Source organism: Enterobacter sp. EGD-HP1 (assembly GCF_000733275.2).
GTDB lineage: Bacteria > Pseudomonadota > Gammaproteobacteria > Enterobacterales > Enterobacteriaceae > Enterobacter.
In genome coordinates this window covers 186,467-202,332 of sequence record NZ_AVOP01000033.1, presented here as the reverse complement: position 1 = coordinate 202,332, position 15,866 = coordinate 186,467, and the positions used below count along the sequence as shown (strand labels likewise).

Annotated in this window: 14 protein-coding genes and 1 pseudogene; 13 read left to right on the top strand and 2 right to left on the bottom strand. The window is 55.8% G+C overall.

What is annotated here, in order from left to right; genetic code table 11:
- Positions 1-53: 53 nt before the first annotated feature.
- Both mog and N037_RS18135 read left to right on the top strand, forming a co-directional pair.
- Complete coding sequence (mog, locus tag N037_RS18140; RefSeq protein ID WP_032642629.1) at positions 54-641, top strand: molybdopterin adenylyltransferase; 588 nt, start codon at positions 54-56, stop codon at positions 639-641.
- A 122-nt stretch (positions 642-763) separates the two neighbouring features.
- The gene (locus N037_RS18135) at positions 764-2,086 is read left to right on the top strand and encodes an MFS transporter (protein WP_032642627.1); all 1,323 of its coding nucleotides are present in this window, start codon (positions 764-766) and stop codon (positions 2,084-2,086) included.
- Here N037_RS18135 and satP read toward each other — a convergent pair.
- Positions 2,063-2,629 carry an acetate uptake transporter gene (satP, locus tag N037_RS18130; protein WP_023334461.1) on the bottom strand — a complete coding sequence of 189 codons (567 nt, stop codon included), beginning with the start codon at positions 2,627-2,629 and terminating at the stop codon, positions 2,063-2,065. The genes N037_RS18135 and satP overlap by 24 nt on opposite strands.
- A gap of 297 nt (positions 2,630-2,926) precedes the next feature.
- Between satP and dnaK the strand changes: the two genes are divergently transcribed.
- From dnaK to nhaR, 4 genes are all read left to right on the top strand, one after another.
- On the top strand, positions 2,927-4,840 hold the full coding sequence (gene dnaK, locus N037_RS18125) for a molecular chaperone DnaK (protein WP_023310346.1): 1,914 nt from the start codon (positions 2,927-2,929) through the stop codon (positions 4,838-4,840).
- 87 nt (positions 4,841-4,927) lie between these two features.
- Complete coding sequence (gene dnaJ, locus N037_RS18120) at positions 4,928-6,073, top strand: molecular chaperone DnaJ (protein WP_023334462.1); 1,146 nt, start codon at positions 4,928-4,930, stop codon at positions 6,071-6,073.
- A gap of 170 nt (positions 6,074-6,243) precedes the next feature.
- Complete coding sequence (nhaA, locus tag N037_RS18115) at positions 6,244-7,419, top strand: Na+/H+ antiporter NhaA (protein ID WP_032642622.1); 1,176 nt, start codon at positions 6,244-6,246, stop codon at positions 7,417-7,419.
- Between the two features lie 58 nt (positions 7,420-7,477).
- Positions 7,478-8,377 carry a transcriptional activator NhaR gene (nhaR, locus tag N037_RS18110; RefSeq protein WP_029740864.1) on the top strand — a complete coding sequence of 300 codons (900 nt, stop codon included), beginning with the start codon at positions 7,478-7,480 and terminating at the stop codon, positions 8,375-8,377.
- A gap of 57 nt (positions 8,378-8,434) precedes the next feature.
- Here nhaR and rpsT read toward each other — a convergent pair whose 3' ends face one another.
- Entirely contained in the window at positions 8,435-8,698 is a 264-nt protein-coding gene (gene rpsT, locus N037_RS18105; protein ID WP_003856458.1) for a 30S ribosomal protein S20, read from the bottom strand.
- A gap of 101 nt (positions 8,699-8,799) precedes the next feature.
- Here rpsT and N037_RS25275 point away from each other — a divergent pair.
- The 7 genes and pseudogenes from N037_RS25275 (at position 8,800) to dapB (ending at position 15,860) form a co-directional block, all read left to right on the top strand.
- Positions 8,800-9,018, top strand: a pseudogene (locus N037_RS25275) (DUF2575 domain-containing protein).
- Positions 9,019-9,025: 7 nt separating this feature from the next.
- On the top strand, positions 9,026-9,952 hold the full coding sequence (ribF, locus tag N037_RS18100; protein ID WP_032642620.1) for a bifunctional riboflavin kinase/FAD synthetase: 927 nt from the start codon (positions 9,026-9,028) through the stop codon (positions 9,950-9,952).
- Between the two features lie 45 nt (positions 9,953-9,997).
- Positions 9,998-12,814 carry an isoleucine--tRNA ligase gene (gene ileS, locus N037_RS18095; RefSeq protein ID WP_032642618.1) on the top strand — a complete coding sequence of 939 codons (2,817 nt, stop codon included), beginning with the start codon at positions 9,998-10,000 and terminating at the stop codon, positions 12,812-12,814.
- Complete coding sequence (gene lspA, locus N037_RS18090; protein ID WP_023310352.1) at positions 12,814-13,314, top strand: signal peptidase II; 501 nt, start codon at positions 12,814-12,816, stop codon at positions 13,312-13,314. The genes ileS and lspA overlap by 1 nt, the downstream gene beginning before the upstream one ends.
- 117 nt (positions 13,315-13,431) lie before the next feature.
- Positions 13,432-13,881, top strand: a complete 450-nt coding sequence (gene fkpB, locus N037_RS18085; RefSeq protein WP_003856450.1) for an FKBP-type peptidyl-prolyl cis-trans isomerase — start codon at positions 13,432-13,434, stop codon at positions 13,879-13,881.
- Position 13,882: 1 nt separating this feature from the next.
- Complete coding sequence (gene ispH / locus N037_RS18080; protein ID WP_032642615.1) at positions 13,883-14,833, top strand: 4-hydroxy-3-methylbut-2-enyl diphosphate reductase; 951 nt, start codon at positions 13,883-13,885, stop codon at positions 14,831-14,833.
- Positions 14,834-15,038: 205 nt separating this feature from the next.
- Positions 15,039-15,860 (top strand): 4-hydroxy-tetrahydrodipicolinate reductase, encoded by an 822-nt coding sequence (gene dapB, locus N037_RS18075; RefSeq protein WP_029740868.1) that lies wholly within the window; start codon positions 15,039-15,041, stop codon positions 15,858-15,860.
- Positions 15,861-15,866 lie beyond the last annotated feature (6 nt).

Genomic DNA, 15,866 nt, shown 5'->3' with positions numbered 1-15,866 from the left:
TCCTCTGTGCGTGTATCATTCCCTTTAATCAGTACTCTTTGAATGGAATGGATATGAATACCTTACGCATCGGCTTAGTGTCGATTTCTGACCGCGCCTCCAGCGGCGTTTACCAGGATAAAGGCATCCCCGCTCTGGAAGAGTGGCTTGCCAGTGCGCTGACTACCCCGTTTGAGATCCAGACTCGCCTGATCCCTGACGAGCAGCCGATCATCGAGCAGACGCTTTGCGAGCTGGTGGATGAGATGAGCTGCCACCTTGTTCTGACGACGGGCGGAACCGGCCCCGCGCGCCGCGACGTGACGCCGGACGCGACGCTGGCTATCGCCGATCGTGAAATGCCGGGCTTCGGTGAGCAGATGCGCCAGATCAGTCTACACTTTGTCCCGACGGCCATTCTTTCCCGTCAGGTCGGGGTGATCCGCAAACAGGCGCTGATCCTGAACCTGCCGGGCCAGCCGAAATCGATCAAAGAGACGCTGGAAGGGCTGAAAGCAGAAGATGGCAGCGTCCTCGTTCACGGCATCTTTGCATGTGTACCGTATTGTATACAGCTGCTTGACGGTCCCTATGTGGAAACCGATGAGAAAGTGGTAGCAGCTTTTCGTCCGAAAAACGCACGTCGCGAAACAATCTCCTGAAATTAACTAATATGTGACATTAGCTGAAGCGGCGATAGCGTGGTAACGCTTTTACGGTATAGTAATTTTTTCTTTACGATTACTGTAAAAATAAATCCACAATAAACGCATAATGGTTCGCTATGTCACATAACACCCGACCTCTGAATCGACAGGACTACAAAACCCTCACGCTCGCGGCCCTAGGCGGCGCGCTGGAGTTTTACGACTTTATCATCTTCGTCTTCTTCGCCGCCGTGGTGGGAGAACTCTTCTTCCCGGCGGATATCCCGGAATGGCTGCGTCAGGTACAAACCTTCGGCATTTTTGCCGCCGGGTATCTGGCGCGTCCGCTGGGCGGCATTATCATGGCCCACTTTGGCGATCTGGTCGGGCGTAAGAAGATGTTTACCCTAAGCATCCTGCTGATGGCCGTGCCGACGCTGGCCATTGGTCTGCTGCCCACTTATGCCTCGATGGGTATCCTTGCTCCGCTGCTGCTGTTGCTGATGCGCGTCCTTCAGGGGGCGGCGATTGGCGGTGAAGTGCCGGGCGCGTGGGTGTTTGTCGCGGAGCATGTTCCGGCGCGCCGCATTGGTATCGCCTGCGGAACCTTAACGGCGGGTTTAACGGTAGGGATTTTGCTGGGTTCGGTGGTCGCAACGATTGTGAATACCAGCATGACGCAGCAGGCCGTGCACGACTGGGGCTGGCGTATTCCGTTCCTGCTGGGTGGGGCGTTTGGTCTGGTCGCGATGTACCTGCGCCGCTGGCTGCAGGAGACGCCGATTTTCCTCGAGATGCAGCAGCGCAAAGCGCTGGCGCAGGAGCTGCCGGTTAAGGCGGTCGTGGTACGTCATAAAAAAGCGGTGGTGGTGTCGATGCTGCTCACCTGGCTGCTCTCGGCGGGCATTGTGGTGGTGATATTGATGTCCCCGGTGTGGCTGCAAAAGCAGTACGGCTTCGCCCCTGCCGTGACGCTACAGGCGAACAGTATCGCGACAATCATGCTCTGCTTCGGCTGTCTGGCCGCCGGGCTGGCGGCAGATCGTTTCGGTGCCAGCGTGACCTTTATCGTCGGCAGCCTGTTACTGGCCGCATCAAGCTGGGCGTTTTACCATCTGGCGGGCAGCCATCCTGAACAGCTGTTTCTGCTGTACGGCGTGGTAGGGCTGTGCGTAGGCGTAGTGGGTGCTGTGCCTTACGTCATGGTGCGAGCTTTCCCGCCGGAAGTTCGTTTCACCGGGATCTCGTTCTCTTATAACGTCTCATATGCCATTTTCGGCGGGCTAACGCCGATTGCGGTTACCGTACTGATGGGCGTGTCGCCGATGGCGCCAGCCTGGTATGTACTCGCGCTCTCGCTGATGGGGCTGGTATTAGGATTTTGGCTTCGTCAGGCGGGGGGATGTCGTGCCCGCGAGGCGGGCACGACAGAGGGATCAGTGTTTTTCACCAATCGGTAGAATGGTGCGGTCAAATTGCTCGTTCAGCACTTCACCCATTGCGAGGTAGATAGCGCTTGCGCCGCAAACCAGACCAATCCAGCCTGCAACATGAACGATGCCTTCGTTATCCACCAGGTGACCGATCGCCAGCAGGGCGAACAGCACGGTCAGGCTCAGGAAGACGAACTGCAGCATGCGGTTACCTTTCAGGGTACCGAAGAACATGAACAGGGTGAAGACGCCCCACAGGCCCAGATAAACGCCCAGGAAGTGGGCGTTTGCCGCGTCCGCCATGCCCATTTTAGGCAGCAGCAGAATGGCAACCAGGGTCAGCCAGAAAGAACCGTAAGAGGTGAAGGCGGTTAAGCCGAAGGTGTTGCCTTTCTTATATTCCAGCAGGCCCGCGAAGATTTGCGCGATACCGCCGTAAAAAATGCCCATCGCCAGGATGATGCCATCCATCGGGAACATCCCGATATTGTGCAGGTTCAGCAGGATAGTGGTCATGCCAAAACCCATCAGGCCCAGCGGAGCCGGATTAGCCAACTTAGTGTTGCCCATAAGTCCTCAAAAAAAATCATCATTAATATGGTGAAATGGTTAAACCCGCGTCAGTACTCCCTGACTGGGCGCGGCATCATAATGGGCGCAATTGATGGCGTCTATGATCTCATCAGGGTGAAATTAAAATTTTTTTTATGCTTGCCCCTTGATGGATGCCGTCGCGACCCCATCTTGTAGTCAACCGCAGTGTGTGGACCTGAAAAAAATCAAATCTGGGCAGTTGAAAAAGCACGTTCTGCCCTTATTACAGGTACACAACCACATGTTGACTGAATTTTTAGTGGAGACGTTTAGATGGGTAAAATTATTGGTATCGACCTGGGTACTACCAACTCTTGTGTAGCGATTATGGATGGCACTACTGCACGCGTGCTGGAGAACGCCGAGGGCGATCGCACCACGCCTTCTATCATTGCTTATACCCAGGATGGTGAAACTCTGGTTGGTCAGCCGGCTAAACGTCAGGCAGTGACAAACCCGCAAAACACCCTGTTTGCGATTAAACGCCTGATCGGCCGCCGCTTCCAGGACGAAGAAGTTCAGCGTGACGTTTCCATCATGCCTTACAAAATCATCGCGGCAGATAACGGCGATGCATGGCTTGATGTGAAAGGCACCAAAACTGCACCACCGCAGATTTCTGCTGAAGTGCTGAAAAAAATGAAGAAAACCGCTGAAGATTACCTGGGTGAGCCGGTAACTGAAGCTGTTATCACCGTTCCTGCGTACTTCAACGATGCTCAGCGTCAGGCAACCAAAGATGCTGGCCGTATCGCAGGTCTGGAAGTAAAACGTATCATCAACGAACCAACCGCTGCTGCACTGGCTTACGGTCTGGATAAAGAAGTTGGCAACCGCACTATCGCGGTTTACGACCTGGGTGGTGGTACCTTCGATATCTCTATTATCGAAATCGACGAAGTTGACGGCGAAAAAACCTTCGAAGTTCTGGCAACCAACGGTGATACCCACCTGGGTGGTGAAGACTTCGATACCCGTCTGATCAACTACCTCGTTGACGAGTTCAAGAAAGATCAGGGCATTGACCTGCGTAACGATCCGCTGGCCATGCAGCGCCTGAAAGAAGCCGCTGAGAAAGCGAAGATCGAGCTGTCTTCCGCTCAGCAGACCGACGTGAACCTGCCGTACATCACCGCAGACGCGACCGGTCCTAAACACATGAACATCAAAGTGACCCGTGCGAAACTGGAAAGCCTGGTAGAAGACCTGGTGAACCGTTCTATCGAGCCGCTGAAAGTTGCTCTGCAGGACGCTGGCCTGTCCGTATCCGATATCCAGGACGTTATCCTGGTGGGTGGTCAGACCCGTATGCCAATGGTTCAGAAGAAAGTGGCTGAGTTCTTTGGTAAAGAGCCACGTAAAGACGTTAACCCGGACGAAGCGGTTGCAATCGGCGCTGCGGTTCAGGGTGGCGTACTGACCGGTGAAGTTAAAGACGTACTGCTGCTGGACGTTACCCCGCTGTCTCTGGGTATCGAAACCATGGGCGGTGTGATGACTGCGCTCATCAACAAAAACACCACCATCCCAACGAAACACAGCCAGGTGTTCTCTACCGCTGAAGACAACCAGTCTGCGGTAACCATCCATGTGATTCAGGGTGAGCGTAAGCGTGCGGCGGATAACAAATCTCTGGGTCAGTTCAACCTGGACGGTATTAACCCGGCACCGCGCGGCATGCCGCAGATCGAAGTGACCTTCGACATCGATGCTGACGGTATCCTGCACGTGTCTGCGAAAGACAAAAACAGCGGTAAAGAGCAGAAGATCACCATCAAGGCATCTTCTGGCCTGAACGAAGCGGAAATCGAAAAAATGGTTCGTGATGCCGAAGCTAACGCGGAATCCGACCGTAAGTTCGAAGAGCTGGTTCAGACCCGCAACCAGGGTGACCATCTGCTGCACAGTACCCGTAAGCAGGTTGAAGAAGCAGGCGATAAACTGCCAGCGGAAGACAAGACTGCTATCGAAGCTGCACTGAGTGCGCTGGAATCCTCACTGAAAGGTGAAGATAAAGCGGACATCGAAGCGAAGATGCAGGAGCTGGCGCAGGCTTCTCAGAAGCTGATGGAAATCGCTCAGCAGCAGCACGCTCAACAGCAGGCGGGCGCTGACGCTTCGGCGAACAACGCGAAAGACGACGACGTTGTCGACGCTGAGTTCGAAGAAGTTAAAGATAAAAAATAATCGCCCTGATGCAGGGTAATTAATCGGCACGGGCGTAGGAGAATTCTCCACGCCCGTGCTCGCATGTTAAGGGGCTTAAAAAAACCAATGGCAAAGCAAGACTATTACGAGATTTTAGGCGTTCCGAAAACTGCGGAAGAGCGTGAAATCAAAAAGGCGTATAAGCGCCTGGCCATGAAATTCCACCCGGACCGTAATCAGGGTGACAAAGAGGCTGAAGCCAAATTTAAAGAGATCAAAGAAGCCTACGAAGTCCTGACCGATGCACAAAAACGTGCGGCCTATGACCAGTACGGTCACGCAGCCTTTGAACAGGGCGGCATGGGCGGCGGTGGATTCGGCGGCGGCGGCTTTGGCGGCGGCGCTGACTTCAGCGATATCTTTGGCGATGTGTTTGGCGACATCTTCGGCGGCGGCCGTGGTCGTCAGCGCGCGGCGCGCGGCGCGGACCTGCGCTACAACATGGAGCTGACGCTGGAAGAGGCCGTTCGCGGCGTCACCAAAGAGATCCGTATCCCGACGCTGGAAGAGTGTGACGTTTGCCACGGCAGCGGCGCGAAAGCGGGTACGCAGCCTCAGACCTGTCCAACCTGTCACGGTTCCGGTCAGGTGCAGATGCGCCAGGGCTTCTTCGCGGTGCAGCAGGCCTGTCCGCACTGTCATGGTCGCGGTACGCTGATTAAAGATCCGTGCACCAAATGCCACGGCCACGGTCGCGTTGAGAAAACCAAGACCCTGTCCGTTAAAATCCCGGCTGGCGTCGATACGGGCGACCGCATCCGTCTGGCGGGTGAAGGTGAAGCAGGGGAGCACGGCGCACCGGCAGGCGATCTGTACGTTCAGGTTCAGGTCAAGCAGCACGCCATCTTTGAGCGTGAAGGTAATAACCTGTACTGCGAAGTGCCGATCAACTTCGCGATGGCGGCACTCGGTGGTGAAATCGAAGTGCCTACGCTGGACGGTCGCGTGAACCTGAAAGTGCCGGGCGAAACCCAGACCGGCAAGCTGTTCCGCATGCGCGGGAAAGGCGTTAAATCCGTTCGCGGTGGCGCGCAGGGCGACCTGCTGTGCCGCGTCGTCGTGGAAACGCCGGTTGGCCTGAACGACAGGCAGAAACAGCTACTGAAAGAGTTGCAGGAGAGCTTTGGCGGCCCGACGGGTGAAAAAAATAGCCCGCGTTCCAAAAGCTTCTTCGATGGCGTCAAAAAATTCTTCGATGATTTGACCCGTTAATCTGTTCTCAGGTTTTCATCCGCAAAAGCCCGGAAGCGATTCCGGGCTTTTTATTTGCGCGTATAGCTCGGTTAAACTGAGTCTATACTCAACATTAATCTGTTTTTGCCGAGTTATTTGGCTTGGTATTATGGTTTTATCGAGGTATTGTTGTAAAAGAGAGAACTTAAATGAAATTACTACACCGTTTCTTTAGCAGTGAGGCGTCCGGTGGCGTGATCCTGATTATTGCTGCAGCGGCCGCGATGGTGCTGGCTAACCTTGGCATCACGCAGGATCTCTACCATGCATTTCTGGAAACGCCCGTTGAGCTGAAGGTCGGGGCGCTGGAAATTAACAAGAACATGTTGCTGTGGATCAACGATGCCCTCATGGCGGTGTTCTTCCTGCTCGTCGGGCTTGAGGTTAAGCGTGAGCTGGTTCTGGGCTCGCTTGCCAGCCGCCAGCGCGCGGCGTTTCCGGTGATCGCCGCCATTGGCGGAATGGTCGTTCCGGCGCTGCTTTTCCTGGCGTTCACCTGGCAGGATCCTGTAGCGCGTGACGGCTGGGCGATCCCGGCTGCGACGGATATCGCCTTTGCGCTCGGTGTCTTAGCCCTGCTCGGCAGCCGCGTGCCGGTTGCGCTGAAAATCTTCCTGATGGCGCTGGCGATTATTGATGACCTGGGCGCGATCGTGATTATTGCGCTGTTCTACACCAGCGATCTGTCGATCCTGTCCCTGAGCGTGGCCGCCGGGGCGATTGCGGTGCTGGCGCTGCTGAACATCTTCAATGTTCGCCGCATCGGTATCTATATCCTGGTGGGGATGGTGCTGTGGACGGCGGTGCTGAAATCGGGCGTGCACGCTACGCTGGCTGGTGTGATCGTCGGCTTTTTCGTGCCGCTTAAGCCACAGGACGGCAGGTCGCCTGCCAAACAGCTGGAGCATGTGCTGCACCCGTGGGTTGCCTTTATGATCCTGCCGCTGTTTGCGTTTGCTAACGCCGGTGTTTCCCTGGGGGGCGTGACGCTGGACGGGCTGACGTCCGTGCTGCCGCTGGGCATCATTGCCGGGCTGTTTATCGGTAAGCCGCTGGGCATTAGCCTCTTCTGCTGGCTGGCGACGAAGCTGAAGCTGGCGTCATTGCCGCACGGCACCACGTTTACGCAGATTATGGCCGTCGGCGTGCTGTGTGGCATCGGGTTTACGATGTCGATCTTTATCTCGACGCTGGCGTTTGGTGCGCATGCGCCTGAGCTTATCGTCTGGGCGAAACTCGGCATCCTCATCGGGTCATTACTGGCCGCGATAATCGGTTATACCTTGTTGAAGGTGAAATTGTCCGGACAGGCCGTCCAGGCATAGCGGAACACCGGGAGGAGGCGAGCCTTCTCCCGATACACACTCAGGGAGAGAAGACACGATGTCTCATTTAAATTACAACCATCTGTACTACTTCTGGCACGTCTATAAACAGGGCTCGGTGGTGGGGGCCGCAGAGGCGCTCTACCTGACGCCGCAAACCATCACCGGGCAAATCAAAGCCCTGGAAGAGCGTCTGCAGGGCAAGCTGTTCAAGCGTAAAGGGCGTGGGATTGAACCCAGCGAACTGGGTGAGCTGGTGTTCCGCTATGCGGACAAAATGTTCACCCTGAGCCAGGAGATGCTGGATATCGTCAACTACCGCAAAGAGTCGAACCTGCTCTTTGACGTGGGCGTGGCGGATGCGCTGTCCAAGCGGCTGGTGAGCGGCGTGCTGGATGCGGCGGTGGTGGAAGATGAGCAAATCCACCTGCGCTGCTTTGAATCCACCCACGAAATGCTGCTGGAACAGCTGAGCCAGCACAAGCTGGACATGATTATCTCGGACTGTCCGATTGACTCCACCCAGCAGGAAGGGCTGTTCTCGGTAAAGATTGGCGAATGCGGCGTCAGCTTCTGGTGCATTAACCCGCCGCCGGAAAAACCGTTCCCCGCGTGCCTTGAAGAGCGCCGCCTGCTGGTGCCGGGAAGGCGTTCCATGCTCGGACGCAAGCTGCTGAACTGGTTTAACTCGCAGGGGCTAAAGGTAGAAATCCTCGGTGAGTTCGACGATGCGGCGCTGATGAAAGCCTTTGGCGAAGCGCATAACGCGATCTTCGTTGCGCCGACGCTGTACGCGCACGATCTCTATTCGGACGATAAGATTACGGAGATAGGCAGAGTGGATAACGTGATGGAGGAGTATCACGCCATATTTGCCGAAAGGATGATTCAGCACCCGGCGGTACAGCGAATCTGTAACCGTGACTACGCGGCGCTGTTTACGCCACCGGCAATCTGAGGGCATAAAAAAACCCGCGTTAAGCGGGTTCTTTAAACAAGCAACAACAAGTAGCGATTAAGCCAGTTTGTTGATCTGCGCGGTCAGGTTTGCTTTATGACGCGCTGCTTTGTTTTTGTGGATCAGACCTTTAGCAGCCTGACGATCCACGATTGGTTGCATTTCGTTAAATGCGTTCTGCGCTGCAGCTTTGTCGCCTGCTTCGATTGCTGCGTATACTTTCTTGATGAAAGTACGCATCATAGAGCGACGGCTTGCGTTGTGCTTACGAGCCTTTTCAGACTGAACGGCACGTTTCTTAGCTGATTTGATATTAGCCAAGTCCAACTCCCAAATATGTTCTATGTGGACAATTCAAAGGCCGAGGAATATGCCCTCTTTGCCTTCTTTTGTCAATGGATTTGTGCAAATAAGCGCCGTTAATTAGCGACGCTACGTTACGTAGTGATGGCGCAGGATTCTACCAGCTTGTCTTCCCTGAATACAGCCTTTCGGCATAAAAATCGCAGTTCACGAGCAGATTTTTTCGCTGCGAAAGGTCAGCCTGATGAAATCATTACGGCTTTCTGTTTTGCGCGAACAATCGCCGGTTAACCTTAACCGCTGTACAAGGTATACTTTGGCGATTTTCACTGTTTTGAGCCAGACATGAAGCTGATACGCGGCATACATAATCTCAGCAGCGCGCCACACGGGTGCGTGCTGACCATTGGTAATTTCGACGGCGTGCATCGTGGTCATCAGGCGCTGTTGCAGGGATTGCGTAAAGAAGGGGAGGCCCGTGGCCTGCCCGTTGTTGTGATGATTTTCGAACCGCAGCCGCTGGAGCTGTTCGCGGGCGATAAATCTCCCGCCCGCCTCACTCGCCTGCGCGAGAAGCTGCGCTATCTGGCGGAGTCCGGCGTGGACTATGTATTGTGTGTACGTTTCGATCGCCGTTTTGCCGCGCTGACAGCACAAAATTTCGTCAGCGACCTGCTGGTTAAGCGTCTTGGCGTGCAGTTTCTCGCCGTGGGCGATGATTTCCGCTTTGGCGCTGGTCGTCAGGGCGATTTCTTGCTATTACAGAAGGCTGGTCTGGAGTACGGATTTGACGTCACCAGCGCGATGACCTTCTGCGAAGGCGGCGTGCGCGTCAGCAGCACGGCGGTTCGCCGGGCACTGGCTGATGACGAACTGGATACGGCGGAAAACCTGCTGGGACATCCGTTCACCATCTCTGGTCGCGTGGTCCATGGCGATGCGCTGGGCCGCACGATAGGCTTCCCGACGGCGAATATACCGCTGCGTCGTCAGGTTTCCCCGGTTAAAGGGGTGTATGCGGTGGAAGTGGCAGGACTGGGCGATAGGCCGTTTTACGGCGTCGCCAACATTGGCACGCGTCCGACCGTCGCCGGTGTGCGTCAACAGCTAGAAGTGCACCTGCTGGACGTTGTAATGGACCTCTATGGTCGCCATATAGATGTGATACTGCGTAAAAAAATACGCAACGAGCAGCGATTTGGTTCGCTGGATGAACTAAAAGCGCAAATTGCGCGAGATGAATTGACGGCCCGCGAGTTTTTTGGGCTTTGAACCCGGCTTAACTGCCTACGTGATAAATACGGAACCGAGAATCTGATGAGTGACTATAAATCAACCCTGAATTTGCCGGAAACAGGGTTCCCGATGCGCGGCGATCTCGCCAAGCGCGAACCGGGAATGCTGGCGCGTTGGACCGATGATGACCTGTACGGCATCATTCGTGCAGCCAAAAAAGGCAAAAAATCCTTCATTCTGCATGATGGCCCTCCATATGCGAATGGCAGCATTCATATTGGTCACTCGGTTAACAAGATTCTGAAAGACATTATCGTGAAGTCCAAAGGCCTCACGGGATATGACTCGCCTTACGTTCCGGGCTGGGACTGCCACGGTCTGCCAATCGAGCTGAAAGTGGAGCAAGAGTTTGGCAAGCCGGGTGAGAAGTTCACCGCCGCCGAGTTCCGTGCGAAGTGCCGCGAATACGCCGCGACGCAGGTTGACGGTCAGCGCGCTGACTTCATCCGTCTGGGCGTGCTGGGCGACTGGTCGCACCCGTACCTGACCATGGACTTCAAAACTGAAGCCAACATCATCCGTGCGCTGGGTAAAATCATCGGTAACGGCCACCTGCACAAAGGCGCTAAGCCGGTGCACTGGTGCGTGGACTGCCGCTCTGCGCTGGCAGAAGCGGAAGTTGAGTATTACGACAAAACCTCTCCGTCTATCGACGTGGCGTTCCATGCCGTCGATCAGGATGCGGTGAAAGCCAAATTTGGCGTGTCGTCCATTAACGGCCCGATCTCTTTGGTTATCTGGACCACCACCCCGTGGACCCTGCCAGCCAACCGCGCGATCTCCCTGTCCGGTGAGTTCGAATACGCGCTGGTTCAGGTTGAAGGTCAGGCGGTTATCCTGGCGAAAGATCTGGTTGAGAGCGTGCTGAAGCGCGCGCATATCACCGACTACACCGTGCTGGGCACCGTGAAAGGCGACGCGCTGGAGCTGATGCGCTTCAAACACCCGTTCCTGGACTTCGACGTTCCGGCGATCCTGGGCGACCACGTGACGCTGGAAGCGGGTACCGGTGCGGTACATACCGCCGGTGGCCACGGTCCTGACGACTACAACATCAGCCTGAAGTACGGCCTGGAAATCGCTAACCCGGTTGGCCCGGACGGATCTTACCTGCCAGGCACCTATCCGGCGCTGGACGGCATCAACGTCTTCAAAGCGAACGACATCATCGTCGACATGCTGCGCACCAGCGGCGCGCTGCTGCACGTTGAAAAAATGCAGCACAGCTATCCGTGCTGCTGGCGTCACAAGACCCCAATCATCTTCCGTGCGACCCCGCAGTGGTTCATCAGCATGGATCAGAAAGGCCTGCGCGAGCAGTCTCTGAAAGAGATCAAAGGCGTGCAGTGGATCCCTGACTGGGGCCAGGCGCGTATCGAATCCATGGTGGCTAACCGTCCTGACTGGTGTATCTCCCGTCAGCGTACCTGGGGCGTGCCGATGTCTCTGTTCGTACATAAAGAGACGCAGGAGCTGCACCCGAACACGCTGGAACTGATGGAAGAAGTGGCGAAGCGCGTCGAAGTTGACGGCATTCAGGCGTGGTGGGATCTCGACGCCCGCGACATCCTGGGCGCTGACGCAGACAGCTACGAAAAAGTGCCGGATACCCTGGACGTGTGGTTCGACTCCGGGTCTACCCACTCCTCCGTGGTTGACGTGCGTCCGGAATTTGCCGGTCACGCTGCCGATATGTATCTGGAAGGCTCCGACCAACACCGCGGCTGGTTCATGTCATCTCTGATGATCTCCACCGCCATGAAGGGTAAAGCGCCTTACCGTCAGGTACTGACTCACGGCTTCACCGTGGATGGTCAGGGCCGCAAGATGTCCAAATCTATCGGTAACACCGTTTCTCCGCAGGATGTGATGAACAAGCTGGGCGCAGACATTCTGCGTCTGTGGGTGGCGTCGACCGACTACACCGGCGAAATGGCGGTGTCTGACGAGATCCTGAAGCGTGCCGCCGACAGCTATCGTCGTATCCGTAACACCGCGCGCTTCCTGCTGGCGAACCTGAACGGGTTCGATCCGGCAAAAGACATGGTGAAACCGGAAGAGATGGTGGTGCTGGATCGCTGGGCGGTAGGCTGCGCGAAAGCGGCGCAGGAAGATATCCTGAAAGCCTATGAGTCTTACGACTTCCACGAAGTGGTGCAGCGCCTGATGCGCTTCTGCTCTATCGAGATGGGCTCGTTCTACCTCGACATCATCAAAGACCGCCAGTACACCGCGAAAGCGGACAGCGTGGCGCGTCGTAGCTGCCAGACCGCGCTGTTCCACATCGCAGAAGCGCTGGTGCGCTGGATGGCGCCGATCATGTCCTTCACCGCGGACGAAATCTGGGGCTACCTGCCGGGCGATCGTGAGAAGTATGTGTTCACGGGCGAGTGGTACGAGGGGCTGTTCGATCTCTCCAGCACCGAAGCAATGAACGATGCCTTCTGGGACGAGCTGCTGAAAGTGCGTGGTGAAGTGAACAAGGTTATCGAGCAGGCGCGTGCGGACAAGAAAGTCGGCGGCTCTCTGGAAGCGGCAGTCACGCTGTACGCCGAACCGGAGCTGGCGGCGAAACTGACGGCGCTGGGCGATGAATTACGATTTGTCCTGTTGACCTCGGGCGCGAAAGTTGCGGATTATGCCGAGGCTTCTGCTGATGCTCAGCAGAGCGAACTGCTCAAAGGACTGAAAGTCGCGCTGAGCAAAGCCGACGGTGAGAAATGCCCGCGTTGCTGGCATTACACCACCGATGTTGGCCAGGTGGCGGAACACGCAGACATCTGCGGACGCTGTGTAAGCAACGTCGCCGGTGACGGCGAAAAACGTAAGTTTGCCTGATGAGTAAAACTCTCTGTTCAACAGGACTGCGCTGGCTGTGGCTGGTTGTGGTGGTGCTGATTATCGATCTGGGCAGCAAATTCCTGATCCTCCAGAATTTCGCTCTGGGGGAGACGGTCCCGCTGTTCCCGTCGCTTAACCTGCACTACGCGCGTAACTACGGCGCAGCGTTTAGTTTCCTTGCCGACAGCGGTGGCTGGCAGCGCTGGTTCTTTGCGGGTATCGCTCTCGGTATCTGCGTGATCCTCGCGGTGCTGATGTACCGTTCGAAGGCGACGCAAAAGCTGAATAACATCGCCTACGCGCTGATCATTGGCGGCGCGCTGGGCAACCTGTTTGACCGCCTGTGGCACGGCTTTGTGGTCGATATGATCGACTTCTACGTCGGCGACTGGCACTTCGCGACCTTTAACCTGGCCGACACCGCAATTTGCGTAGGCGCCGCGTTAATCGTGCTGGAAGGCTTCTTGCCTAAACCGGCTGCGAAAGAGCAGGCTTAATTGTCAATGCCGGGTGGCGCTGCGCTTACCCGGCCTACAGAATTTGTGGCCTCCCGTAGGCCCGGTAAGCGCAGCGCCACCGGGCAACAGGTGACCCAAAACAAGCGAGCAATTTGCATGTCTAAATCCGTACAGAGCAACAGCGCGGTTCTTGTTCACTTCACGCTGAAGCTGGATGACGGCTCCACGGCCGAATCCACCCGCAACAACGGCAAACCGGCCCTGTTTCGTCTTGGTGATACCTCCCTGTCTGAAGGTCTTGAGCAGCAGCTTCTCGGTCTGAAAGAGGGTGAGAAAAAAGCCTTTTCGCTGGAGCCGGATGCCGCGTTTGGCGTGCCGAGTCCGGACCTGATCCAGTATTTCTCGCGCCGCGAGTTTATGGACGCGGGTGAACCGGAAATCGGAGCGATTATGCTCTTTACCGCTATGGACGGCAGCGAAATGCCTGGCGTGATCCGCGAAATCAACGGTGACTCTATTACCGTTGACTTCAACCATCCGCTTGCCGGGCGTACCGTTCATTTTGATGTTGAAGTGCTGGAAATCGATCCTGCACTGGAGGCCTGAAATGCAGATCCTGTTGGCTAACCCGCGCGGCTTTTGCGCCGGTGTAGACCGCGCTATCAGCATTGTTGAAAACGCGCTGGAGATTTACGGCGCGCCGATTTATGTGCGTCACGAAGTGGTGCATAACCGCTACGTGGTCGACAGCCTGCGCGAGCGCGGCGCTATATTCATTGAGCAGATCAGCGAAGTGCCGGACGGTGCGATCCTGATCTTCTCCGCGCACGGCGTCTCTCAGGCGGTACGCAACGAGGCGAAAAGCCGCGACCTGACCGTATTTGATGCCACCTGTCCTTTGGTGACAAAAGTGCATATGGAAGTGGCGCGCGCCAGCCGTCGCGGTGAAGAGTCGATTCTGATTGGCCATGCCGGTCATCCGGAAGTTGAAGGCACCATGGGTCAGTACAGTAACCCGGAAGGGGGCATGTATCTGGTCGAGTCGCCGGAAGATGTCTTTACGCTGAACGTAAAAAATGAAGCCCGTCTGTCGTTTATGACCCAGACGACGCTCTCCGTAGACGATACTTCAGACGTGATTGACGCCCTGCGCCAGCGCTTCCCGAAAATCGTCGGTCCGCGTAAGGATGATATCTGCTACGCGACCACTAACCGTCAGGAAGCGGTGCGCGCACTGGCTGAACAGGCGGATGTGGTGCTGGTGGTCGGCTCCAAAAACTCCTCTAACTCCAACCGTCTGGCCGAACTGGCGCAGCGTATGGGGAAAATGGCTTTCCTGATTGATGATGCGTCAGATATTCAGGAAGAGTGGGTTAAGCACGCGACCTGTGTCGGCGTGACGGCCGGGGCGTCTGCGCCCGATATTCTGGTACAGAACGTCATTTCCCGTCTGCAGGAGCTGGGTGGTGGCGAAGCGGTGCCGCTGGAAGGACGTGAAGAGAACATCGTTTTCGAAGTCCCGAAAGAACTGCGCATCGACGCCCGCGAAGTCGAATAGTCCTTTTTCTGATGAAAGGCCAGCACCTCCTGTGCTGGCCTTTTTTTTACTCGTTACTTTATCGTGACGACAAAATCATGTCTTTTACTGATATTTAAGTCGGTTTCACGTTAAATTCTAATTATCGGTGTTTTCAGTTGGCAGTGCTTCTCAAGGCTGGTTAATCTGAAAACGGTTTACATCATTTTAACGTAAGAGAATAACTATGCATGATGCACAGATCCGTGTCGCCATTGCGGGCGCGGGTGGACGTATGGGCCGTCAGCTTATTCAGGCGGCACTTCAGATGGATGGCGTCGCGCTTGGCGCGGCCCTGGAGCGTGAAGGTTCATCGCTTCTGGGGACCGATGCCGGTGAGCTGGCGGGCGCAGGCCACACGGGCGTTACCGTGCAAAGCAGCCTTGAGGCGGTAAAAGAGGACTTCGATGTCTTCATCGATTTTACCCGCCCGGAAGGGACGCTCGCGCATCTGGCTTTTTGTCGCCAGCACGGCAAGGGGATGGTGATCGGCACCACCGGTTTTGACGATGCGGGTAAGCAGGCTATCCAGGATGCATCAAAAGAGATTGCAATTGTCTTCGCCGCAAACTTCAGCGTGGGCGTTAACGTCATGCTGAAGCTGCTGGAGAAGGCCGCGAAGGTGATGGGCAACTATACCGATATTGAGATCGTAGAAGCTCACCACCGTTACAAAGTTGATGCGCCATCAGGCACGGCGCTGGCGATGGGCGAAGCGATTGCTCATGCACTTGATAAAGATTTAAAAGACTGCGCGGTTTATACCCGTGAAGGTTACACCGGCGAACGCGTCCCGGGCACCATTGGTTTCGCAACCGTGCGAGCGGGTGACATCGTCGGCGAACACACGGCGATGTTCGCCGATATTGGCGAACGTGTCGAAATTACGCATAAAGCCTCCAGTCGAATGACGTTCGCCAACGGCGCCGTGCGTTCCGCTTTGTGGCTGAAAAACAAGAAAGATGGCCTTTTTGATATGCGAGATGTGCTCGATCTCAACAATTTGTAAGCATTA